Genomic DNA, 20,967 nt, shown 5'->3' on the forward strand with positions numbered 1-20,967 from the left:
GTCCCGCTCAGCGGTCTCTCAGGCCAGCGTCCCTGCCTGTTTCAGTTCGTCGATACTTTGCATATCCAGCCAGACCGACAGCGCTGCCTCGATAGTCGCCGGATCTGGCGCTTCGGGTGGCGTCGGCATTGCCGGCACCGTCGACGAAAAACGCGGGGCGGGCGCTGGCTGCACGATCCCATCGATTTCCACAAAAGTCCCGCGCGCTTTCAGATGCGGATGGTTTGGCGCTTCACACCACGACAGGACAGGAGCGAAGCACGCGTCCGAGTGTTCCAGCAGCGTGGTCCACTGCGCACGGCTGCGCGTCTTGAACCTGAGCGCGAACAAGGCTCGTGCGGCCGGCCAGTTGCGCTGGTCGAGCTGGGCGCCAAGCGTGTCCGGCGATATATCAAGCAGTCGAAGGAGCTCCAGATAGAATTTGTCCTCGATTGGGCCAACCGTAATCCAGTTGCCGTCTGCGCACTCGTAGACGTCATAGAAATGCGAACCCGAATCGGTGATATTGGTGCCGCGCTCGTCGCGCCAGATGCCTGCCGCCTGCATGCCGAAAAAGGTCGTCGCCAGATTCGCCGTGCCGTCGACAATCGCCGCATCAACCACCTGCCCCGCGCCGCCACCGCGAGCATGAAGGATTGCCGAGAGCAGCCCCATTGCCAGGTACAGCGAACCGCCCGCGTAATCGCCGATCAGGTTCAGCGGGATCGACGGCGGCTGGTTTAATCGGCCGATCGCATTCAGCACGCCGGTGATCGCAATGTAGTTCAGATCGTGACCGGCATATTGTGCGAGTGGACCGTCCTGCCCCCACCCGGTGATCCGCCCATAGGCGAGCTTTGGATTGCGCGCCAGACACGCTTGCGGGCCCAGTCCAAGACGTTCGGTCACACCCGGACGAAAACCTTCTATCAACGCGTCGGCGCCCTCCACGAGGGTTAGCACAAGTTCGATCGCGGCCGGCTCCTTGAGATCCAGTGCGATCGTCCTGCGATTGCGCAGTAGCAGGTTGTAACGCAACGGTCGCTCGATACCGAGTTTGACAGGTCGCCGCCGGTCGATTCTGAGCACCGTTGCACCAAGGTCGGCGAGCAACATTGCGCACATCGGACCGGGGCCGATACCGGCCAGTTCGATGATCTTGACGCCAGCGAGCGGTCCCATGCTCAGCCCTTGCGCGCGTGGGCACGCATAGCGTCCCACTGTTCGTCGCTCCAATCCTGCATCGCGCGAAATGTGGGACCGCCCACGCCCTGCATCCAGCGGCCACCGTCGATCACGATCATGTCACCGGTGATGTAACCGGACCCCTCGGAAGCGAGATACGAGTACAGATCAGCCAGTTCATGATGGTCGCCAAAACGCCGCAACGGAACACTGCGATCCTGCGATTCAACCTGTGACCCCGGCGGGTAAAGTTGTTCCCACGCGCCTTCTGTCGGAAACAGACCTGGTGCCACGGCGTTCAGCCGAATGCCTTTCGGTCCCCACTCGACGGCGAGACTACGGGTCATCGCAAGCACGCCGGCCTTCGCCGCCGCCGACGGTGCGGTGAAGGCGGAGCCGGTCATGGTGGGCGTCGACACGGTGCTGATCACGTTGCCTGTGTGGCCTGCATCGATCCACCGCTTGCCCGCGGCGATCGTGCAATAGAAGCTGCCGTGCAGCACGATGTCCAACACCGCATCGACCGCGCGCGCCGACAGTGTTTCGGTACGCGCGATAAAGTTGGCCGCGGCATTGTTAAGCAGCACGTCAAGCGGACCATCGTGCCAGATTGTGTCCATCATCGATTCGACCGAATCAGCGTTGCGCACGTCGGCAGTGATCGTCGTCACACGGGCATTGCTGATAGCTGCGCGAAATTCGTCGGCGGTCGCGTCGAGCACTTCCTTGCGACGGCCGCAAATGACCAGTTCCGCGCCGAGTTCCAGATAACGCCGGCCAATACTCTTTCCGAGACCGGTGCCGCCGCCGGTGATCAGAATCCTTTTATCCTTCAGCAGATCGGTCGTGAACATGGTCTGTGTGCGTTCTTAAATCCAGTGGCTGAAAAAAATGGCGAAATTGAGTTGGGCGCGAACTTGCTCAGGAGCCGGTAAAGACCGGCTTGCGCTTCTCCATGAAGGCGGCAACGGCTTCCGCATGGTCGCTGGTTTGGCGCGTTAGCGGATTCAGATCGACTTCCAGGCGCCATGCGTCTTCTATCGAATTGCCCGCGTTGACGAGGCTCGCCTTCAGCAGCGCCAGCGTCACCGGCGGGTAGCTGGCGAAACGGGCCGCCTGCTCCAGAGCGGCATCGAGCGATTCGCCCGCCGCCGTAGTCTGACTGACAAGGCCGATGCGCTGCGCGGTAGCGGCGTCGATCACATCCGCTTTCAACATGAGTTCGCGCGCCTTGCCGCCACCGACCTTTTGCGGCAGCGTCCATAGAAGGCCGGTGTCAGGCAGCAAACCGACCTTGGTGAAGGCACAACAATATTTCGCTGCACTGGAGCTCACCGCGAAATCGCAAGCGGCCGCCAATGACAGCCCGGCGCCAAAACAGGTTCCCTCGACCGCAGCAACGACCGGCTTGGTGCCGGTGTAGATCAAGCGGAAAAGCCGCACGCCCACGGCGATGCGTTCACGCAGTTCAAGCAATGGCGGCGTGACTGCCTGCATTTCAGACAGGTCGCCGCCCGCGCAGAAGTGGCCGCCCGCGCCGGTGAGCACGATCGCGCGGGTAGCAGCGTCCTCGTGAAAAAGGCGCTGGAAGGTGTCCGTCAGCGCAACACGCATCTTCATCGAGAAGGCATTGCGGCGTTGCGGGTAGTTCATCGTGACGACAGCCACATCCCCTTCGTGGCGCACCTGCACGATATCGTTCCTGTCGTCCGCGCCATGCGGCGCTTCATTTCGCTCGACACTCATCGGAGATTCCCCAACGTTCATTGACCAGTAAAAACCGGCGTGGTCTTGTCGAAAAACGCCTGACATGCGGCCTGATGATCTTTGGACAGACGCAGTACCGGCTGATAATCGATTTCAGCGCGCAGTGCCAACTCCATGGTGCTGGCACCCTCGGTCAACGCGGCCTTGAGCAACGCAACGCCGAGCGGCGGTTGTTCACCCAAGTTGCGGGCCAATTCGATAGCAGCAGCGAGCGCAGCGCCCGGCTCGACCACCTGGTTTGCCAAGCCGAATTCGCCTGCTTTGATGCCATCGATTTCCATCGCGAGCGTCAGCAATTCTCTAGCGCGCGCCATGCCGATCTTTTCAGGGAGCGTCCACAGAATGCCGGTGTCGGGAATCAGCCCAACACGCATGAATGCCGCACAGAAGCGCGCATTCGATGCCGCCACCACGTAATCAGTGGCCACTGCCAGCGACAAGCCCGCGCCGAACGCTACCCCTTCGACGGCGGCCACCACCGGCTTCGCTCCCGCCAGCATGTCGCGCACCACCACACATGACTCAGCCAGAATCTCGCGGCTTTGCAGGATGGTCCGCTTCGTCATTTCGGAAATATCGGCGCCGGCGCAGAAGTGCTCGCCCGCACCAGTCAGCACAATCGCACGGGATTCGGGGTCGGCCGAGATCAGGCGGTGCATCGTGTCGCGCAGTAACTGGCGCATCTGCCTACCCATCGCGTTGCGGCGGCCGGGATTGTTCAGTGTGACAACGGCCACGGTGCCTTCCCGAGTGACCTCGATCAATGCAGGCGCGGTGTTCTCGTCCGTGTGCTTTTCACTCATGATGTGCTTTCCTAGTCCGCCACGAATACCGGCTTGCGCTTTTCCATGAAGGCGCTGACCGCCTCCTGGTGTTCGCGGCTACGGCGCAGGATGGGCTGCAGGTTGACTTCCGTTTCGATCGCTTCGTCGAGCGTACGGATGCCTGTGGCCAGCGCCGCTTTTAGATGCGCCGTAGCGACCGCCGGCAACGCCGCATATTGGCTGGCGATTTCCAGCGCCGCGGCCAACGCGCGACCAGGTTCGACGACCTGATTGGCAAAGCCGATCTGCAACGCTTCGACACCATTGAATTCGCGCGCGCTCAGCATCAGTTCACGTGCGCGGCCGCCGCCCACGCGCTGCGCGAGCGACCAATAAAGGCCTGTATCCGGCATCAATCCCACCTTGACGAACGCACTGGCGTAGCGTGCCGTCGACGAAGTGACCACCATGTCGCAGGCGGCAGCAAGCGAAAGACCCGCGCCAAACGCGAAACCTTCGACGGCCGCGACGATGGCCTTGGGCCCGGACACCATCAGCTTGAATACTTCCAGCGGCAACTGATTGCGCTCGCGATACTCGAGCACCTTGCGCGGTTTCATCTCGGAGATGTCGCCACCTGCGCAGAACGTGTTGGCGGCGCCCGTCAGTACGATTGCCCGGCAAGCTTCGTCGCGATGCATCAGGTGGTGCAGACGCGCATACAAGGTTTCGCGCATCTTCAGTGAAAACGCGTTGCGCCGCTCGGGGTAATTCAGCGTGACGATTGCGGTCGCGCCTTCATGTTGAACCTGCACGATCTGCGTCGCGTCGGCGATAGTCTCTTCGCTCATCTGTCTGTCTCCTGTTGACCCGGTCCGCCGGATCGGTGCGCGACTTCCATGCCGCGTGGCACCGACCGGCGGCACACGTCACAACGTCTCTTCGGTGCCGAGAATGACGGTTGCCTGACTCGACAATACGCCGCCATTGCCATGCGCGATGGCCAGCCGCGCACCAGGAACCTGCCGTTCACCGGCACGTCCTGTGAGTTGCCGCATCGCTTCCTCCATCAGGAACAAGCCGTACATGCCCGGATGCACGCAGGACAATCCGCCACCATTAGTGTTGACGGCAAGACGACCTCCCGGAGCAATCCCGCCGTCGGACACAAAACGGCCGCCCTCGCCCTTCGGGCAAAACCCAAGATCTTCCAGGAACAGGATCGTGTTGATCGTAAACGCGTCGTACAGCATCGCAACGTCGATGTCGCTCGCGCTTACGCCGGCCATCTCGTAGGCGCGCCGCCCTGATTCCTTTGCGGCGGTCACGGTAAGGTCGGGCATGTTCGCAATCTCCCGATGCGACGTGGCCGATGCTGCACCGAGCAGATAGACCGGCTTGTCCGTCAGATCGCGAGCGCGATCCGCGCGCACCATCACGACGGCCGCCGCGCCATCAGTCACGAGACAACAGTCGCGCACGGACAGCGGATCGGATACCAGACGCGCACCCAGCGCGTCGTCGACCGTTAGCGGCGTACGCACGTACGCATCCGGATTGAGCTGGGCCCACTTGCGGGCCGCCACCGCGACTTCGGCAAGATCCCGGCGTGTCGTTCCGTACTGGTGCATATGCCTTGCAGCGGCGAACGCATACGACGACACGGGATTCATCGGCTTATAAGGGCTTTCCCAAGGAGAAGGCCGCGACGACTGCACGAGTTTGCCCGATGCACTGCGCTGGTTGCTGCCATAGGCGATCAGCGCGACGTCGATCTGGCCCGTGACCAGCGCCATCGCCGCTGTGTGCGCATAGATCTCGAATGCCGAGCCGCCGCTGCGGTTGTTGTCGGTGAACTTCGGGTGAATACCGAGGTACTCTGCGAATGTCAGGCCGGACAACATGTCGTCCGGCGTGCAGACGAACAGGCCGTCGACATCGGCCGGAGACAACCCGACCTGTGCCAGCGCGTCGACCGACGCACGCGCGGCGAGATCCAGCGACGACATTCCCGGCGCTTCGCCAATTCCGTATGTCGCGCCTGCCACCAGCGCGGTACGCCCACGTAAGTTGAATTCCATGCGATGTCTCTTATCGGTGCAGCAGATGCCTTCCGCGTATGCTGCCGGTTAGCTGGCGTCAGGCGGGCTCGAACACGAGCAAGGGCGCGTCGTTCCTGAATACGATCCTTGCCTGCACGGGCATGCCGATGCGCACCGCGTCCGGCTCTATGCCTTCGACACAGCTGATCATCCTCACTCCTTCGTCAAGGTCGATCAACGCCACGTTGTAGCTCGGCGTGGGCGCTTTCTGCCTCACCACGGTAGTGGAATAAACCGTACCTCGGCCACACGCTTCGACCCACTCCAGATCGCGCGCGCCCGTTACCGGCTCGGCCACCCGCGGATAAAACACGTGCCGGCCGCTGCTGCGGCTGCGCTGGATCATCAACCGGCCTTCGGCCAGAAACTTCTGATAGTCGACTTCAGGACAAACAGACTCCATTTCCCGCTCCTCCCAATGCATTCCCCTACGGGTCTCGGCACCTAACCGGCTGTCGCGCTAGTTTTACCTATATGAATCAAATAGCCGAACGTCGTTCCATATTCTAAACACGCAGCAGATGGCATGTCAACCGCGGCGAATAGTACTCATGCGCCGCCCGATAAGGCTCTCACTACATCCGAACAGTGCGCGGAGCGCACTACGGGCAAACCCCCGTTCGTCCGACATCATGCTTGACGAGCCCAAAGCCATCGTTTACTTTATCGAACAGTGTTCATTTTTGTGAAGATCAGCAACTTTCCAGGGCCGCTCGGCCGTACGGGCCATCTTTACGTAGGTCCGAACGCCATTTACCTATCAGGCCCGGGATCATTAGCAAGAGACTTTCAACGTGACCTATCAACTGACAGACGACCAAATCCAGATCCGCGACCTGGTAAGGCGTGTCGCAAGGGAAAGAGTGGCGCCTCGAGCGGACGAGATCGATCGGACAGCCGAATATCCGCACGATATGTACGCGTTGCTTAAAGAACTGGGTCTTTTCACTCTTCCTTTTCCAGAGACATATGGCGGCGCCGGCAGCGTGATGTCCGCCTGCATCGCGGTCGAGGAACTGGGGCGCGTTTGCTACAACACGGGATACCTGTTGGTTGTGCAATGGACGCCGTTCGGCGCGATTCTGGCGGGCGGCACTGAACAGCAGAAGGCCCGGCTGTTGCCAGGGCTTGCGTCAGGCGACTTGCGCGGCGCGCTTTCCATTACGGAATCGCAAAGCGGCTCAGACGTGTCCGGAATCCGCACCACCGCACGCCGCCACGGGGACGGTTACGTGTTGAATGGCTCGAAGATCTGGTGCACGAATTCACACATTGCCGATTTCATGCTGGTCGCCGCTAAAACGCTTGATGAAGAAGGCAACCATCTCGGCATAAACCTCTTCGTCGTTGACCGTGAAACGCCGGGGCTCACCATTGGCCGAGAAGAAGACAAGATGGGCGCGCGCGGCGTGGCGTCGTGCCCGCTATTTTTCGACGACGCACTGATCAACGCCGATAACCGGCTTGGCCCCGAGGGGGGACAGGGATTCAAAGTCGCGATGGAAGCGCTCAATACCAGCCGCCCGATCGTGGCGGCACGCGCTGTCGGCATCGCGCAGGGTGCGATCGACCACACCATTCGCTTCATTCAGGACCGCGTCGCCTTTGGGCAGACGATCAGTCATTTTCAAGGTGTGCGCTGGATGGTGGCCGACATGATCACGCAGACGGAGGCCGCGCGTCAGCTCGTCTACCGGACGGCCTCACTGGTCGACTCCGGCGCGACCGGACGCGAGCTCGCTCCAATGGCGGCGATGGCAAAGATGTTCGCCTCGGACGTCGCGATGAAGGTGGCCACCGACGCAGTGCAGCTATTCGGCGCCGCCGGTATCTCGAACGAGTATCCGATCAACCGCTATTTCCGCGATGCCAAGGTCGTTCAGATCATCGAAGGAACCAATCAGATCCAGCGGAACATCGTCGCCGACAGCGTCTTCGGACGTGTCGAGAAGACCGAGCGCCCTGCCCGACCTACAGACGCGTGACACCACGAGAGAGGGAGAACAAATATGGAAGAGATCGAAACAGTTGGCCTGGGAGTTCATTGGGAAGACCTGCCGGTCGGCCGCAAGTTCAAGACAGTTGGACGTACTGTCACGGAGGCGGATGTCGTCAATTTCGTCTCGGTTACCGGCATGCTCGAGGTGCTGTTTACTAACATGGAGTTTCTGAAAGAGACGTCCGCAATCAAGGGACGGGTCGCACCAGGCGCCCTCGTATTTACCTTCATGGAAGGCCTGCTGACCCAGGCAACGATGCAAGGGGTCGGCTTCGCCTTTTTGAACATGGAACTCGACATCAAAGGTCCGACCTTTGTCGGGGACACCATCCATGTCGAATGTGAAGTCATCGAATGCCGTCCCAGCAACGGTCGCCCCGGCCTCGGACTGGTGCGCACGCGCAACCGCGTGATCAAGCAGGACGGCTCGGAAGTCATGGTGTACACGCCATTGCGGCTGGTGAAAGGAAAAAAATACAAGGCGTGACCATGCACACCCCACAGCAACCTCTGCAGCAGCCAACCGGCCCACTGACCGGCGTGCGCGTGATCGACCTGACCATCAATGTGCTGGGGCCCGTCGCCACGCAACTTCTCGGCGATATGGGCGCGGACGTTATCAAGATCGAGCCGCCCGAAGGTGACCAGAACCGGAAGAACGGCCCCGGTCGCAACCCCGACATGGCGGTGTTCTATACGATCATGAACCGCAACAAGCGGAGCGTGTCGCTGAACCTGAAACTGGCCGAATGCCGTGAAGCCGTTCTGCGACTGGTGGAAACCGCGGATGTCTTCATTCATAGCATGCGCCCCAGCGCGGCACGGCGTCTGGGCATCGACTACGAGAGCATCAAGGCCCGCAATCCCCGCATCATCTATGCATCTGGCCCCGGCTATCGCCCGGACGGCCCCTACAAGGATCGGCCTGCCTTCGACGACGTGATCCAGGGCGAGACCGGGATTGCCGCGATGAATCGTGATGCCGACGGCTCGCCCCGCTACTTTCCGACGGTCATCGTCGACAAGTTCTGTGGATACGTGCTTGCCTCGTCTGTCAGCATGGCGCTCTATCACCGGGAGCGCACCGGGCTCGGCCAGTGCGTGCAGGTGCCGATGTTCGAAACCATGCTTCAGTTCAACCTCTTCGAACATTTGTGGGAGGGCGCGCTTGGCTCATCGGACGGAACGGGGCTTGGTTATACACGGATGTTTTCGCCCCACCGCCGCCCCTACGCGACAAAGGACGGCCACATCTGTTTGCTTGCGGTCAACAACGAACAATGGCGGCGGGTGTTGTGCGCGATCGAAGCGGCCCATCTGCTCGACGACCCGCGCTTCTGCCACATTGCCGATCGCATGCGCAACATCAACGAGCTGTACGGCATCGTGAGCGAAGCGATCAAGACCCGAACAACGGCCGAGTGGAACGCCATTTTCGCAGCTGCCGATGTTCCGCACGGTCCTGTCCGCGAGTTGAACGAACTAATGCAGGACCACTACATCAAGGAAACCCGTTTCTTTCAGCACTATGAGCATCCGACCGAAGGAGAGATGGTCATGACATCCATTCCGGTGCACTTCTCCGAGTCGCCAGGCAATGTTCGGTACCTGCCGCCTAATCTCGGCGAACACAGCATCGAAGTGCTCATTGAGGCTGGATACACAGAACATGAGGCAACCCAGTTGAGCGGCCACGCGTCGTCCCAGACAATGCGCCCCCCTGAAATAGTCACCAAAGCTTGACGGGCGTCCCCGCGCCCTACTACATCATGCGAGGAATTCAAAAATGAAAGGTCTCAAGAACAAAGTCGTTGTTGTTACGGGTGCTGCGGGCGGTATCGGCACGGCCATCAGCAAGCGTTTCGGCGAAGAAGGCTCCACCGTCGCGCTATTCGACCTGAATGCAGAAAATGCTGCCCGGGTGGTGGCAGAAATCGAATCCGCGGGCGGCAAGGCTCGAGCCTATCGCGTCGACATCACCGATCACGAGGGCGTGAACAAGGCTGTCGCGCAAGTAGAGGACGAGCTCGGTCCAGTCGAGATGCTCGTCAACAACGCGGGCTGGGACATGGGGGCCTTTTTCCTTCAGACCGAGAAGCCGTTCTGGGACAAAGTAGTCGCCATCAACCTGTATGGTCCGTTGAACATGCATCACGCGGTACTGAAGCGGATGGCCGAACGCGGCCGCGGAAAAGTGGTGAACATTTCGTCGGATGCCGGACGCGTCGGTTCGTCGATGGAAGCGGTGTACTCGTTCTGCAAAGGCGGCATCATCGCGTTCTCGAAGACCATGGCGCGTGAAATGGCGCGGCAGCAGATTCCCATCAATGTCGTCTGCCCCGGTCCCACCCCTACAGCCTTGCTCGACAACCTCGCTCAGGGCGAAAAAGGCGACCGTATCAAGGCGGCGCTGGTCAAGGCAGTGCCGTTCGGGCGCATGGGCGAACCCGATGACGTTGCCGGCACGGTGGCGTTCCTTGCGAGCGACGACGCCGCATTCATCACTGGTCAGGTTATCAGCATCTCCGGTGGCCTCACGATGGCAGGCTAACGCCCGCCTCCCGCTCATTCAATCCGCAACTGGAATATAACCATGGAATTTCAGGACATTCTTTATAGCGAAGCCGGCGGAGTCGCGACGATCACGATCAATCGCCCGAAGGTCTACAACGCATTCAACGCGAACACCTGTGAAGAACTGATCAAGGCGTTTAGCAAGGCCGGCTGGAATAAGGACATCGGCGTCGTCGTGCTGACGGGCGCTGGCGAGAAGGCGTTCTGCACAGGCGGCGATCAGTCCGGCGACGGCTACGGTGGCCGCGGCACGGTGGGGCTGCCGATCGAAGAACTGCAGAGCGTTATCCGTGACATTCCGAAACCGGTTATCGCTCGGGTGAACGGCTACGCGATCGGTGGCGGCAACGTGCTCGTCACCCTCTGTGACCTTGCCATCGCCTCGGAGACAGCGATTTTTGGCCAGGTCGGCCCGAGAGTCGGCTCGGTCGACCCGGGTTTCGGAACAGCATATCTTGCTCGCATCATCGGTGAAAAACGTGCACGGGAGATCTGGTATCTGTGTCGTAAATACACGGCCAAAGAAGCGCTCGAGTGGGGCTTGATCAACGCTGCGGTCCCGGCCGACCAGTTGGACGCCGAGACGAAGAAGTGGTGTGACGAAATCCTGCAGATGAGCCCGACCGCGATCGCGCTCGCCAAACGTTCGTTCAACGTGGATAGCGAAAACATCCGGGGCATCGGAGCATTCGCGATGCAGGCGCTCGCGCTCTACTACGAAACGGATGAGTCGAAGGAAGGCGGTAATGCGTTTCGTGAAAAACGGAAACCGGAATTCCGGAAATACGTTAAGTAACTCGCCTTATACAAAGGAGGCGCCAACTACGCCTCCCTCTCTCCCTTTTTCTGCGCGGCGCGTACAGACAAGTCTCCTGTTCTTTTAAACTATCGCTCCGTCTGCCACGCCATGGGCGTCTTTGCCTTGCGTTCAGCCAGCGCAGCCTTCTCTATCTCCAGCGCTTCGCTCAGCGAAGCGAGCGCTCCGGCGTCGATAACTCGCTTGACGGTACCGATCAATTCCGGCGAACGGCTCGCTATCGTTGCGGCAAGCGCGCGCGCCCGCTCGAGCAACGTCGCGTGCGAAGTCACCTCGTTGACAAGACCGATCCGCAGGGCTGTAGCGGCGTCGATTGGCTCACTAGTGAAACTGATCTGCTTGGCCCAGCGTGAGCCCACAATGTGCGGCAGGCGCGCAGTCATTCCACCGCCCGCGAGCGCGCCGATCTTTGTATGGGTGTCGGCAAAACGAGCGCGCTCCGAACCGATGATGAAATCGCACCCCATTGCAAGTTCGAGGCCGCCAGTCACCGCAGCCCCATTGCACGCGGCAATGACTGGCTTGCTCAGTCGTGGCCACATGTCGATCATCGCGGCGACTTCGCCGCGTGGCGCGTCCGGAGCAGAAAATTCACCAAGGTCTAGCCCTGCGCAGAACGCCGGATCGGCACCGGTGACGATCAAAACACGGAGGCTGTCATCGCCCTCGAAGTGCGTCAATGCATCGACAAGCGCTCTCGTCAATGCAAGGTTCAAGGCGTTGCGGACATCGGGCCGGTTCAGCGTCAGTGTCAAAACACCGTTGTCTGAATCAGTTAGCAGTACCTGTGATTGCGCCATGTTCTCCGTCCTCGAGTCATGCAGCCAAAGCGCGTGCGTCCGCCTGAATCTGCCGCGCGTAACATTTCAGGTGGTACTCCATATTGCCAAACAGCACATCGGCGATTAACGTGCGCCGGTAGTGATGACCAACCTTATACTCGTCCGTGATGCCGTAGCCCCCATGCAACTGGATGCCCTGCTGCGAAACGAATTTACTGCTTCGGATGGTTTGAGCCTTGCAACCCGACACCTGAACGCTGCGCGTCGCATCGCCTTCGGTGAGCGCTCGCAGTGCCCGGTGCAACGTGGCTCTGGCCTGCATCGCCTCAATTGCCATATCGGCGATGCGGTGCTGCAGCGCCTGAAAGCTGCCGATGGGCACGCCGAACTGCTTGCGCGTCTTCAGGTACTCGGAAGTGAGTTCGACTGTGTCGTCGATATCGCCCAACAACTCCGCGCAACTCGCAACGATGGCTTCGTCGACTGCAGCCTGCAGACCTTGCAACGCCTCACCGGGCGTGCCGATCACCGCGCTCGCATCGACCGTCAGGCCCTTGAGCACCAGGTCCGCCGCGGGCGTGCCGTCGAGCAACCTGTATGGCTCGAGCATCACGCCGCGTGCGCGTGGATCGATTACAAAGAGCGCGAGCCCCGCATCGTCACGCACACCGCCGGCCACGCGCGCAACGACAATAACGCGATCAGCTACCGGCGCGCCCACGACCAGCGTCTTGCGACCGTCGAGCCTCCAGTTGCCGTCTCCCATCTGGCTGGCAGTTGCCGTCACATGTGACACGTCGCCTCGTGCGTCGCGCTCGCTGTGCGCGACGGCAACCAGCGCCTCACCCGAGATAATTTCCGCGAGCAAATCGTCTCGTTGTGCGCCGCTCGCGCAATAGGTAACCAGCGCGGCTGGAAACACGCCGCACATGACATAGGGCTCGAGCACGAGTGCCCGTCCCAGTTGCTCGGCGATCAGCGCGCTTTCAACCGGAGTAAAACCCAGGCCGCCGAAAGCATCGGGCACCGCGACGCCGAGCCATCCCATTTCGCCAAACATGCGCCACATCTCGCGCGAAAAGCCGTCTCCACGAGCAACCAGCGTACGGCGGTGCTCGAACGTATAATTTTTCTGCACGAAGCGCTGCGCGCTGTCCTGCAACATCTGCTGTTCGTCGCTTAGATCAAAGTTCATGCTGCGTCCTTTCGTGCCCGCGGGAGAAGTGATGCCCTATCAATCGGCCTGACTCGCGCCGTCGGTGATATCGCCCGTTACAGTCCGAACAGCGCCTTGGCGATAATGTTCCGCTGAATTTCTGCCGTGCCGCCGTAGATCGTGCATGCTCGCCGGTAGAACACTTCGGCGGCGAGACCTGGCGCGTAATCCGGTCCCACGAAGGTCTGGCCCCGGAGCGCGTGGTCTTCGTTCGGATCACCATAAAATACAGCGCCGTAGTCGCCAATCACTTCGAGCAGCATTTCAGTGAGCTTCTGATGTAATTCGGAACCTCGGACCTTGAGCATCGAGCCAATGGCCATGCCGCCACTGCGCTCGTCCAAACCTTGATGGAGGATTTTCTGCACTGCCATGTCGATGGCGAGCACTTCGAGTTCGTATTGGGCAAGCCTTGCGGCAAACGTCGCATCTTCGATCAGGGGCGTATCACCGGCACGTTCCTTCATCGCGTAGTGACGAATCTTGCGCAGGTAGCGTTTTAGCGCCGGGGCTTCCGCACCAAGGAACGCTCGCTCGTTGAACAAAAGAAATTTCGTGTAGCCCCAACCCTTATTTTCCTCGCCGATCAGATTTTCAACCGGCACGCGAACATTGTCGTAAAACACTTCGGCGAGATGGTTGCAACCGTCAAGCGTCGCAATCGGCCGCACCGTCACGCCCGGCGACTTCATATCGAGCAGAAGGAAGGAAATGCCCTTTTGTGGCTTGGCTTCCGCATCGGTCCGGACAAGCACGAAGTTCCACTGTCCATAACCGCCGAAGCTGGTCCAGATTTTCTGGCCGTTCACGATGTAATGGTCGCCGTCGCGGACCGCCGTCGTACGCAGCGAGGCGAGATCGGAGCCCGCTCCGGGCTCGGAGAAGCCCTGTGCCCAGAACACTTCGCCGCGCTGGATAGGCGGCAGAAAGCGGCGCTTCTGCTCGTCGTTGCCGAATTCACAAATCACCGGCCCCACGAGCGACACCCCTGCCTGATTTTGCGTGGGTGCACCCGCCAGGTAGCACTCTTCTTCAAAGATGTACCGTTGCGCCGCAGTCCATCCCGTTCCGCCGAGATCGGCCGGCCAATGCGGCACGGACCAGCCGCGCGCTTCGTGCAGGATACGGGTCCAGCGCAGCGCATCGTCGTCGCCTGCGAGAAATCCTTGCTGACCGCGCCAGGCGAGATCAGCAGGCAGATGCGCCTTAAGAAAATCCCGTACCTCTTTGCGGAAGGCTTTGTCCGCGGAATCGACATGAAAATCCATCGGGTAATTTCCTGTGTTTCAATTCAGCGGAGCGGGCTGGAGGCATTCGCAAGAGAGCCCCTTCGGGCAAGCAGCGTGCGACGCGTGGGAACCGCTTCATACAGTTCCGCGACCACAGTGCTTCTTCGCGCGAGAACGTTGGCCTGACTGATGGCGCCTTTCGCGCTCAACTCCCCGTTGTCAAGCGTCGGTTGCGCGCTTTCCAGTACGATCCGCTCGATTCGGCTCGAACTACCGCCGGGGCGTGTAGCCAGCAGATCGAGCCCGCGCTGGAAGTGCTCGCGTACGCCAGCGCTGGCCACGATCTGGTCAGCGTGCGGCATGGGCTCAACCAGGTCGTCGCACAAAGCGCGACACGCTTGCAGATCAGGAAAAACCAGCGCAGTAAGAAAGCCCTGATCATGGCCGGCGATTACGACGTCGCGTGCATAAGGTGAAAATGCGTTCAGTGCCGCGAGTCGCAGTTCCGCCACATTTACCCATGTGCCCGAGGACAATTTGAAGTTCTCAGCCAGGCGTCCATCGAAGCGCAACCCGAGTTCACGATGCTCCGGATCGATGAATGCACCGGCGTCGCCAGAGCAGAAATAGCCCTCTTCGTCGAACGACGCGCGCGTGCGCTCCGGGTCCTTCCAATAGCCGGGCGTCACGCAGTCGCCCGCATAACGGATCTCCAGCTTCTCTCCAACCGGCACGACCTTGACCCTCACGCCGGGTACTGGCAGCCCGGCAATGGCTTGCCGTCGCGGATCCCACGCCGCCGACATCGGCGTCGGCCCGGCTTCGGTGCCACCGAGCCCGGACATGATCAACACGCGCTGTCCGATCGTCTTGACCGCGAGCTCGTCCAGTGCTGCCCAGATGTATTCAGGCAGACTGGCGCCGCCGTAGTAAATCAGTGCCAGCTTACTGAAGAAATTCTTGCGTAGCGCTTCGTCCGAGCGGAGATGTGGAATCAGCGCCGCCAGTCCTTGAGGCGTATTCAGGTAGATGACCGGCGCGATTTCGCGCAACGCATCTAGTGTCGGACCGATTTGCTCGGGCGTGGGCTTACCCGGATCCAGGTAATACGTCCCTCCGCCATAGAGCACCATGCCGAAGTTGTGTGTGCCGCCAAAGGTGTGATGCCACGGGAGCCAGTCCACCAGCACCGGCGGTGCGTCCTGAAGAAAGGCGAAAGTCTGCGCGACCTGTTGCCGGTTACTGCACAGCATCCGCTGCGAGTAAATCACGCCCTTCGGTGCCCCGGTCGTGCCGGACGTGAACATGATCTTGCCGATCGTATCGGGGCCGACGTTATCGAATGCCTCATCGACCGCGGCGGTGACCGGCGTGTCAAGCCAGTCGAACAACCATGAGGCCATACGCCCCTCTGGCAACCTCCCGCTCACCACACATTCGACATCGCCGAACACGTCGCGCAACGCGCGACCGTAAAGCACGCCGTCATCCGCGAACACGAGCCCTGGCGTACACACCGACGCCAGATGTTTCAGCTTCGCAAAGTCCTCGGACAGCAATGAATACGCAGGGGTAACCGGGACATAGGGGACGCCGACGTGCAGCGCCGCAAGCGCCAGAAGCGCATGTTCGAAGCTGCGGTCCGAGAGGATCATCAGCGGCCTCGCGGGCGACAGGCCTCGGGCAAGCATAGCGTCGCCTAGCGCACGAGCGCCGTCGAGCGCTTGCCGATATGTCAGATGCTCCCAACTGGCGCCATCGGTCGTTCGCCGTGCGAGCAATGGCCGATCTGGTGCGACCGCGGCCCACTTCACAAGACGCTCAGTAAGCCGCGCTGGGTATGGACCGAGCGGTTCGTCCAGCTCATAGACCACGCTACCGTCAGGGCGCAGTTCAACAGTGGCCTTCATACCGCCAAGGCGCAGCGGCCGAAACGGCACATCCATCAAAGGGTCGTGCGAAAGCGGACCTGCGTTCATCTCTGTCATCCTGTCGTTAGCTTTTTCCGTTCATATAGCTGCCGCTTTGCGCGCCTTTACCGACCATCCCCGCGCTAGACACGCGAACCAATAAATGAACATCGATCAGAAACAAGAACAAGAATATCGCGAAATTTCGTATGCGTCCATCCAGCATCACCCGATGTGAACGGGTACCAGCGCGGCGCGGGAAGCGTCCGCCGCCGCGCGAGTGGGCGTGCATCGCCGGCGAACGTCCTCACGCAAACGATAGCAAAACCGTCCATGGACATCCGATCAAATTTGAGCTACTTTATGAACATCGTTCGTCATTTTAAACGCTGGTCACGCAGCATCAGCTTGGTGGGAGAGCGTCATGCAAAGAGAAGTCGTAGTTGCCGGCAGCGTTCGCACTGCGATTGGAGATTTCGGAGGCGCGCTTGCCTCCGTCCCGCCAACGCAACTCGGCGCGACGGTTGTCCGGGAAGTCCTGTCGCGAGTGCAGTTGAAAGGCGACGCAGTCGGACAGGTCGTGTTCGGCCATGTCATCCACACTGACCCCAAAGATATGTATCTCGCCCGCGTCGCGGCGATCGAAGGCGGTATCGGTACAGATGCGCCGGCGCTGACGCTGAACCGCCTGTGCGGCTCAGGCCTGCAGGCCATTATTTCGGCAGCGCAGGCGATCTGGCTTGGCGACACGGACATCGCGATCGGCGGCGGCGCTGAGAATATGACGCGCGCAGCCTATTTGGCCACAGGCGCACGCTGGGGCGCGCGAATGGGCGACATCCGGCTGATCGATATGATGGTGGGTGCGCTGACCGATCCCTTCGGCGCGTGCCACATGGGCGTGACAGCCGAAAATGTTGCGGCGAAATATGGCATATCGCGTGAGGACCAGGATGCACTGGCGGTGGAGTCGCATCGCCGGGCTGGACGCGCGGTCGAGGAAGGGTATTTCAAGGAGCAAATTGTTCCTGTCGCGGTGCACAGCAAAAATGGCGCGACGATGTTCGAACTGGACGAACATGTCCGTCCCACCACCACAGTCGATGAATTGGCCAAGCTACGCCCGGCATTTCAGAAGGACGGCACGGTGACAGCAGGCAACGCCTCGGGCCTGAACGACGGCGCGGCGGCCGTACTTCTAATGGAGCGCAGTGAGGCCGAAACTAGAGGTATTCGGCCACTCGCGCGACTGGTTGCCTACGCTCATGCCGGCGTTGAGCCACAATACATGGGTATCGGGCCCATTCCCGCGACCCGGAAGGCGCTGGCGAAGGCCGGCCTGACCGTTGCAGACCTCGATGTCATTGAGGCTAACGAAGCGTTCGCTGCACAGGCCTGCGCCGTGACCAAAGAACTGCAGCTCGATCCTGCGCGTGTCAACCCGAATGGCTCCGGCATATCGCTCGGTCATCCGATTGGCGCAACCGGCGCAATCATCACGGTCAAAGCGCTTCATGAGCTGCAACGGATAGACGGCCGATATGCGCTTGTAACCATGTGCATTGGTGGCGGTCAAGGGATCGCGGCCATCTTCGAGCGCATCTGATCCCAGCAGGCTAGCCCATACTGATCACATGAGGGAAAGTGGTGTGACCCGTCCCGCACCACGATCATCGATTCCCCTGACGGGAATATGACCGCATATCTCGAATCCCTCGATCAGCTCGACATGCTGTGCAACCCGTACGGAGTCGAATTCATCTTGCCGGCACACGGGCACGTGCTCGGCTCCGCGCGCGCACAAATCGCACGCATCAAAACACACCGGCTTGAACGCGAAGCGAAAATTTCCGCGGTAGTGCGAAACTTGCCGCGGGGCACTCTCGACGAGTGGGTAGAACGCGCGTACGACGATGTGCCGCGCAAGTTGTGGCCAGCCGCGACGCGTTCTCTGCACGCTCATCTCGCGCGCCCTGAAGCTCGCGAACATCCTGGCCTGCCCGGCATCTTTTGCTGAGGAGGCGACGTCGCCTTCGCCGCGGTTGACTACCGATTCCGGCTGACAACGATCCCGATCGAAAGGAGCGGCGGAGTCAACCGCCCGCGCTTCACCAATGCCGACACAGACTATTCCTGAACGGTGGCAACCTTCTCGCCTAATACTTCCTTGCAGGCTTTCAGTGCGATGCTGACGGCCGGAAAGCCCACATACGGAATAGCATGCAGGACGACCTCTTCCAGCTCCTTCTCGGTCAGACCATTCGCTAGCCCGATGCGGACATGATTACTGAATTCCCACGGCGTACGCTGTGCGATCAGCATGCCCAGCGTAACGAGACTTCTCGAACGACGATCGAGGCCCGGACGTGCCCACGCGTCGCCAAACGCGTTCTCGAGAGCGAGCGAAGCCGCATCTGCACCAAATCCGCCGGATGCCGCCGCTGCGTCCATTGCGCCTAGAAACTCGTCACCCAACATTTCGCGAACGACCTGACGCCCCTTCTCACGACTTTCCGACACGGTATGCTCCTTGTTCGTCATCGACGGTTGTACTCAATTGCCATTCAAAGCACGCAGGCTGTTGCGTTGCTTGCCTTTTCCATCATAGTTGCCAGCCTTCGGTGAATCAGTTCGCGCGCCTCCGCGACCATGCGGCTCACAAGCTCATCGCAGGTGGGAATATCGTGAATCAGGCCGATCGCGAGGCCCGCGGGAAACGTACCGTCGTCTGTGTCGCCGGTTTCATAAATGCGCTTTCCACGTTCGCCGCTCACGAGCGGCTTCAGGTCCGCAAATGTCGTTCCTTCCTGCCGCTCCAACTCGAGTACTTGCTCCGCCACCGCATTACGGAAAATCCGCGACGTATTCTTGAGGGTACGAAAAATCAGCGCCGTATTTCGCTCGTCATGTTCGAGCAATTTCCGCTTGACGTTCTCATGGATGGGTGCTTCACGAGTTGCCATGAAGCGTGTGCCCATATTGACGCCATCAGCGCCGAGAGCGAGCGCCGCTACCATGCCGCGCGCGTCGGCAATGCCACCTGATGCCAGCATTGGGATACGCAATTGCGCGGCGGCAGCCGGTAGCAAGATGAGATTGGGCACATCGTCTTCGCCCGGGTGGCCGGCACATTCGAATCCATCGACACTGACCGCGTCGCAGCCAATCGCCTCCGCCTTCAATGCATGACGTACCGACGTGCACTTGTGAATCACCTTGATACCCGCTGCCTTGAAAGCGGGCAGATAGGGCTCGGGATTGCGCCCCGCAGTTTCGACAATCTTGACGCCGCTCTCGATGATGACCTGCACGTATTCCTGATAAGGAACCGGCTTGATCGTTGGCAGAATGGTCAGGTTCACGGCAAACGGTTCGTTCGTCATTGACCTCACGCGATCGATTTCAATGCTCAACGCTTCGGGCGTTGGCTGCGTCAATGCGGTAATGGTGCCAAGCGCGCCGGCGTTCGACACCGCTGAGGCCAGTTCCGCACGACCCACCCACATCATGCCTCCCTGCACGATGGGATAGCGGATACCCAGTAGCTCGGTGATGCGTGTCTTCATTCTTCGACCTCCGTGGAGCGAAGCATTGCTCGCGCCGTAGCCAAAATCGATTACAGGAAATTGTCGCCTTGGCCATGCAGTGACGTTCTTATTTACGAACGATGTACAATTATATACACTTTTTGACGTCTCACCAACATTCGCACCGGTCACCACGCTGCCACCCGGCAGCCAGACCTAAATCAGATTTAGACCTTTGTCTATGAGACGCATAGGTCACACCAGAACACGGAACGCAGCGCACGGCTTTAAGGAGGCTACGTGAATCAGCGCGACAGCAACGGCAATCTGTCCATTACAGAACGTCCCACGAAAGCAGAGGCAGAAGAGGCAGTTCGAACGTTAATCAGATGGGCGGGAGATGATCCGCTTCGTGAAGGACTCGCAGAGACGCCCGCCAGAGTTGCGCGCGCCTATAGGGAGTTCTTTTCGGGTTATCTGTCCGACCCCATGCAGATTCTTGCTACAACCTTCTCGGAGGTCGATGGCTACGACGAAATGATTGTGTTAAAAGACATCCGCTTTGAAAGCTATTGTGAGCACCACATGGTGCCCATCATTGGCCGTGCCCATGTCGCCTATCTTCCAGATCATCGCGTGGTGGGCATTTCGAAGCTCGCGCGACTCGTCGACACGTATGCGAAGCGACTGCAGATTCAGGAGAAGATGACTGTGCAGATCGCCGACGCATTGAACACGGTACTGCAGCCTAAAGGCGTGGGCGTCATTCTGGAAGCGGCACATCAGTGCATGAGCACGCGCGGCGTACACAAACCTGGAACGTCGTTGGTCACGAGCAGGATGCTCGGCTCATTCAGGAACGATCCATCCACCCGTCGGGAGTTCCTCTCGATCATCGGCAACGGCGCGATCGGACAGCTACCTAATACCTGAACGACAAAGTCGACCGGACCGGGTCGACTTTGTCATTGGAGAGGTGGTCAGCAACCCGCATCGTACACTTCCACCTTACTGTTCCGAACTGTATTCTCGCAAGCGATCCGGATCACGCGCCTTCAAAGGCCGGTCAAACGATATGTCGCTTCTGTCGCGCGTTCTGTTGCCGTTGCTCATCAA

The 20,967-nt window shown here is 60.2% G+C and carries 21 protein-coding genes; 8 read left to right on the top strand and 13 right to left on the bottom strand.

The features are described from left to right. Positions 1 to 18 precede the first annotated feature (18 nt). From B0G81_RS37020 to B0G81_RS37050, 7 genes are all read right to left on the bottom strand, one after another. Positions 19 to 1,161 carry a CaiB/BaiF CoA-transferase family protein gene (locus tag B0G81_RS37020; protein ID WP_134142704.1) on the bottom strand — a complete coding sequence of 381 codons (1,143 nt, stop codon included), beginning with the start codon at positions 1,159 to 1,161 and terminating at the stop codon, positions 19 to 21. Between the two features lie 2 nt (positions 1,162 to 1,163). Beyond that, positions 1,164 to 2,018 (bottom strand): SDR family oxidoreductase, encoded by an 855-nt coding sequence (locus tag B0G81_RS37025; RefSeq protein ID WP_134142706.1) that lies wholly within the window; start codon positions 2,016 to 2,018, stop codon positions 1,164 to 1,166. A gap of 67 nt (positions 2,019 to 2,085) precedes the next feature. After that, positions 2,086 to 2,910 carry an enoyl-CoA hydratase-related protein gene (locus B0G81_RS37030; RefSeq protein ID WP_243856727.1) on the bottom strand — a complete coding sequence of 275 codons (825 nt, stop codon included), beginning with the start codon at positions 2,908 to 2,910 and terminating at the stop codon, positions 2,086 to 2,088. 17 nt (positions 2,911 to 2,927) lie between these two features. Then, positions 2,928 to 3,734: an enoyl-CoA hydratase/isomerase family protein gene (locus tag B0G81_RS37035; protein WP_134142708.1), complete on the bottom strand. Its 807-nt coding sequence runs from the start codon at positions 3,732 to 3,734 to the stop codon at positions 2,928 to 2,930. Positions 3,735 to 3,745: 11 nt separating this feature from the next. Continuing rightward, on the bottom strand, positions 3,746 to 4,546 hold the full coding sequence (locus B0G81_RS37040) for an enoyl-CoA hydratase-related protein (protein WP_134142710.1): 801 nt from the start codon (positions 4,544 to 4,546) through the stop codon (positions 3,746 to 3,748). A gap of 78 nt (positions 4,547 to 4,624) precedes the next feature. Next, positions 4,625 to 5,776 (bottom strand): thiolase, encoded by a 1,152-nt coding sequence (locus B0G81_RS37045; RefSeq protein ID WP_134142714.1) that lies wholly within the window; start codon positions 5,774 to 5,776, stop codon positions 4,625 to 4,627. Positions 5,777 to 5,834: 58 nt separating this feature from the next. After that, positions 5,835 to 6,200 (bottom strand): OB-fold domain-containing protein, encoded by a 366-nt coding sequence (locus B0G81_RS37050; protein ID WP_106285316.1) that lies wholly within the window; start codon positions 6,198 to 6,200, stop codon positions 5,835 to 5,837. Between the two features lie 391 nt (positions 6,201 to 6,591). Between B0G81_RS37050 and B0G81_RS37055 the strand changes: the two genes are divergently transcribed. Genes B0G81_RS37055 through B0G81_RS37075 form a run of 5 tightly spaced genes read left to right on the top strand, consistent with a single transcriptional unit; the run spans position 6,592 to position 11,166 of the window. Further along, positions 6,592 to 7,782: an acyl-CoA dehydrogenase family protein gene (locus B0G81_RS37055; RefSeq protein ID WP_134142718.1), complete on the top strand. Its 1,191-nt coding sequence runs from the start codon at positions 6,592 to 6,594 to the stop codon at positions 7,780 to 7,782. Between the two features lie 24 nt (positions 7,783 to 7,806). After that, positions 7,807 to 8,283 carry a MaoC/PaaZ C-terminal domain-containing protein gene (locus B0G81_RS37060; protein WP_134142721.1) on the top strand — a complete coding sequence of 159 codons (477 nt, stop codon included), beginning with the start codon at positions 7,807 to 7,809 and terminating at the stop codon, positions 8,281 to 8,283. Between the two features lie 2 nt (positions 8,284 to 8,285). Next, a complete protein-coding gene (locus B0G81_RS37065) occupies positions 8,286 to 9,539 on the top strand; it encodes a CoA transferase (protein WP_134142727.1) in 1,254 nt (417 codons plus the stop codon). Between the two features lie 43 nt (positions 9,540 to 9,582). Then, a complete protein-coding gene (locus tag B0G81_RS37070; RefSeq protein ID WP_134142732.1) occupies positions 9,583 to 10,347 on the top strand; it encodes a glucose 1-dehydrogenase in 765 nt (254 codons plus the stop codon). 42 nt (positions 10,348 to 10,389) lie between these two features. Further along, complete coding sequence (locus B0G81_RS37075; RefSeq protein WP_106285321.1) at positions 10,390 to 11,166, top strand: enoyl-CoA hydratase-related protein; 777 nt, start codon at positions 10,390 to 10,392, stop codon at positions 11,164 to 11,166. An 89-nt stretch (positions 11,167 to 11,255) separates the two neighbouring features. On the opposite strand, the gene B0G81_RS37080 is transcribed toward B0G81_RS37075, so the two are convergent. From B0G81_RS37080 to B0G81_RS37095, 4 genes are all read right to left on the bottom strand, one after another. After that, complete coding sequence (locus B0G81_RS37080) at positions 11,256 to 11,987, bottom strand: enoyl-CoA hydratase (RefSeq protein WP_134142736.1); 732 nt, start codon at positions 11,985 to 11,987, stop codon at positions 11,256 to 11,258. A gap of 16 nt (positions 11,988 to 12,003) precedes the next feature. Beyond that, entirely contained in the window at positions 12,004 to 13,164 is a 1,161-nt protein-coding gene (locus B0G81_RS37085; protein WP_134142738.1) for an acyl-CoA dehydrogenase, read from the bottom strand. Between the two features lie 77 nt (positions 13,165 to 13,241). Further along, complete coding sequence (locus tag B0G81_RS37090) at positions 13,242 to 14,453, bottom strand: acyl-CoA dehydrogenase family protein (RefSeq protein ID WP_134142740.1); 1,212 nt, start codon at positions 14,451 to 14,453, stop codon at positions 13,242 to 13,244. 23 nt (positions 14,454 to 14,476) lie between these two features. Next, positions 14,477 to 16,393, bottom strand: a complete 1,917-nt coding sequence (locus B0G81_RS37095; RefSeq protein WP_134142746.1) for an AMP-binding protein — start codon at positions 16,391 to 16,393, stop codon at positions 14,477 to 14,479. 355 nt (positions 16,394 to 16,748) lie between these two features. On the opposite strand from B0G81_RS37095, the gene bktB reads away from it, so the two are divergent. Then, positions 16,749 to 17,930: a beta-ketothiolase BktB gene (gene bktB, locus B0G81_RS37100; RefSeq protein ID WP_134142749.1), complete on the top strand. Its 1,182-nt coding sequence runs from the start codon at positions 16,749 to 16,751 to the stop codon at positions 17,928 to 17,930. Between the two features lie 123 nt (positions 17,931 to 18,053). Continuing rightward, the gene (locus tag B0G81_RS43965; RefSeq protein ID WP_347877475.1) at positions 18,054 to 18,341 is read left to right on the top strand and encodes a hypothetical protein; all 288 of its coding nucleotides are present in this window, start codon (positions 18,054 to 18,056) and stop codon (positions 18,339 to 18,341) included. A gap of 110 nt (positions 18,342 to 18,451) precedes the next feature. On the opposite strand, the gene B0G81_RS37105 is transcribed toward B0G81_RS43965, so the two are convergent. Beyond that, a complete protein-coding gene (locus B0G81_RS37105) occupies positions 18,452 to 18,865 on the bottom strand; it encodes a carboxymuconolactone decarboxylase family protein (RefSeq protein WP_106285327.1) in 414 nt (137 codons plus the stop codon). A gap of 23 nt (positions 18,866 to 18,888) precedes the next feature. Next, on the bottom strand, positions 18,889 to 19,890 hold the full coding sequence (locus tag B0G81_RS37110; RefSeq protein WP_134143325.1) for a nitronate monooxygenase family protein: 1,002 nt from the start codon (positions 19,888 to 19,890) through the stop codon (positions 18,889 to 18,891). Between the two features lie 261 nt (positions 19,891 to 20,151). Between B0G81_RS37110 and folE the strand changes: the two genes are divergently transcribed. Then, complete coding sequence (gene folE, locus B0G81_RS37115) at positions 20,152 to 20,784, top strand: GTP cyclohydrolase I FolE (RefSeq protein WP_134142754.1); 633 nt, start codon at positions 20,152 to 20,154, stop codon at positions 20,782 to 20,784. Positions 20,785 to 20,967: the final 183 nt, after the last annotated feature.

Origin of the sequence: Paraburkholderia sp. BL6665CI2N2, assembly GCF_004366535.1 — a bacterium.
Taxonomy (GTDB): domain Bacteria; phylum Pseudomonadota; class Gammaproteobacteria; order Burkholderiales; family Burkholderiaceae; genus Paraburkholderia.

What these genes read in the sequence shown, in the direction of transcription:
- B0G81_RS37020 (WP_134142704.1), bottom strand. Translation starts at nt 1,161, where the DNA reads ATGGGACCGCTCGCTGGCGTCAAGATCATCGAACTGGCCGGTATCGGC.
- B0G81_RS37025 (WP_134142706.1), bottom strand. Translation starts at nt 2,018, where the DNA reads ATGTTCACGACCGATCTGCTGAAGGATAAAAGGATTCTGATCACCGGC.
- B0G81_RS37030 (WP_243856727.1), bottom strand. Translation starts at nt 2,910, where the DNA reads ATGAGTGTCGAGCGAAATGAAGCGCCGCATGGCGCGGACGACAGGAAC.
- B0G81_RS37035 (WP_134142708.1), bottom strand. Translation starts at nt 3,734, where the DNA reads ATGAGTGAAAAGCACACGGACGAGAACACCGCGCCTGCATTGATCGAG.
- B0G81_RS37040 (WP_134142710.1), bottom strand. Translation starts at nt 4,546, where the DNA reads ATGAGCGAAGAGACTATCGCCGACGCGACGCAGATCGTGCAGGTTCAA.
- B0G81_RS37045 (WP_134142714.1), bottom strand. Translation starts at nt 5,776, where the DNA reads ATGGAATTCAACTTACGTGGGCGTACCGCGCTGGTGGCAGGCGCGACA.
- B0G81_RS37050 (WP_106285316.1), bottom strand. Translation starts at nt 6,200, where the DNA reads ATGGAGTCTGTTTGTCCTGAAGTCGACTATCAGAAGTTTCTGGCCGAA.
- B0G81_RS37060 (WP_134142721.1), top strand. Translation starts at nt 7,807, where the DNA reads ATGGAAGAGATCGAAACAGTTGGCCTGGGAGTTCATTGGGAAGACCTG.
- B0G81_RS37065 (WP_134142727.1), top strand. Translation starts at nt 8,286, where the DNA reads ATGCACACCCCACAGCAACCTCTGCAGCAGCCAACCGGCCCACTGACC.
- B0G81_RS37070 (WP_134142732.1), top strand. Translation starts at nt 9,583, where the DNA reads ATGAAAGGTCTCAAGAACAAAGTCGTTGTTGTTACGGGTGCTGCGGGC.
- B0G81_RS37075 (WP_106285321.1), top strand. Translation starts at nt 10,390, where the DNA reads ATGGAATTTCAGGACATTCTTTATAGCGAAGCCGGCGGAGTCGCGACG.
- B0G81_RS37080 (WP_134142736.1), bottom strand. Translation starts at nt 11,987, where the DNA reads ATGGCGCAATCACAGGTACTGCTAACTGATTCAGACAACGGTGTTTTG.
- B0G81_RS37085 (WP_134142738.1), bottom strand. Translation starts at nt 13,164, where the DNA reads ATGAACTTTGATCTAAGCGACGAACAGCAGATGTTGCAGGACAGCGCG.
- B0G81_RS37090 (WP_134142740.1), bottom strand. Translation starts at nt 14,453, where the DNA reads ATGGATTTTCATGTCGATTCCGCGGACAAAGCCTTCCGCAAAGAGGTA.
- B0G81_RS37095 (WP_134142746.1), bottom strand. Translation starts at nt 16,393, where the DNA reads ATGAACGCAGGTCCGCTTTCGCACGACCCTTTGATGGATGTGCCGTTT.
- bktB (WP_134142749.1), top strand. Translation starts at nt 16,749, where the DNA reads ATGCAAAGAGAAGTCGTAGTTGCCGGCAGCGTTCGCACTGCGATTGGA.
- B0G81_RS43965 (WP_347877475.1), top strand. Translation starts at nt 18,054, where the DNA reads ATGCTGTGCAACCCGTACGGAGTCGAATTCATCTTGCCGGCACACGGG.
- B0G81_RS37105 (WP_106285327.1), bottom strand. Translation starts at nt 18,865, where the DNA reads ATGACGAACAAGGAGCATACCGTGTCGGAAAGTCGTGAGAAGGGGCGT.
- B0G81_RS37110 (WP_134143325.1), bottom strand. Translation starts at nt 19,890, where the DNA reads ATGAAGACACGCATCACCGAGCTACTGGGTATCCGCTATCCCATCGTG.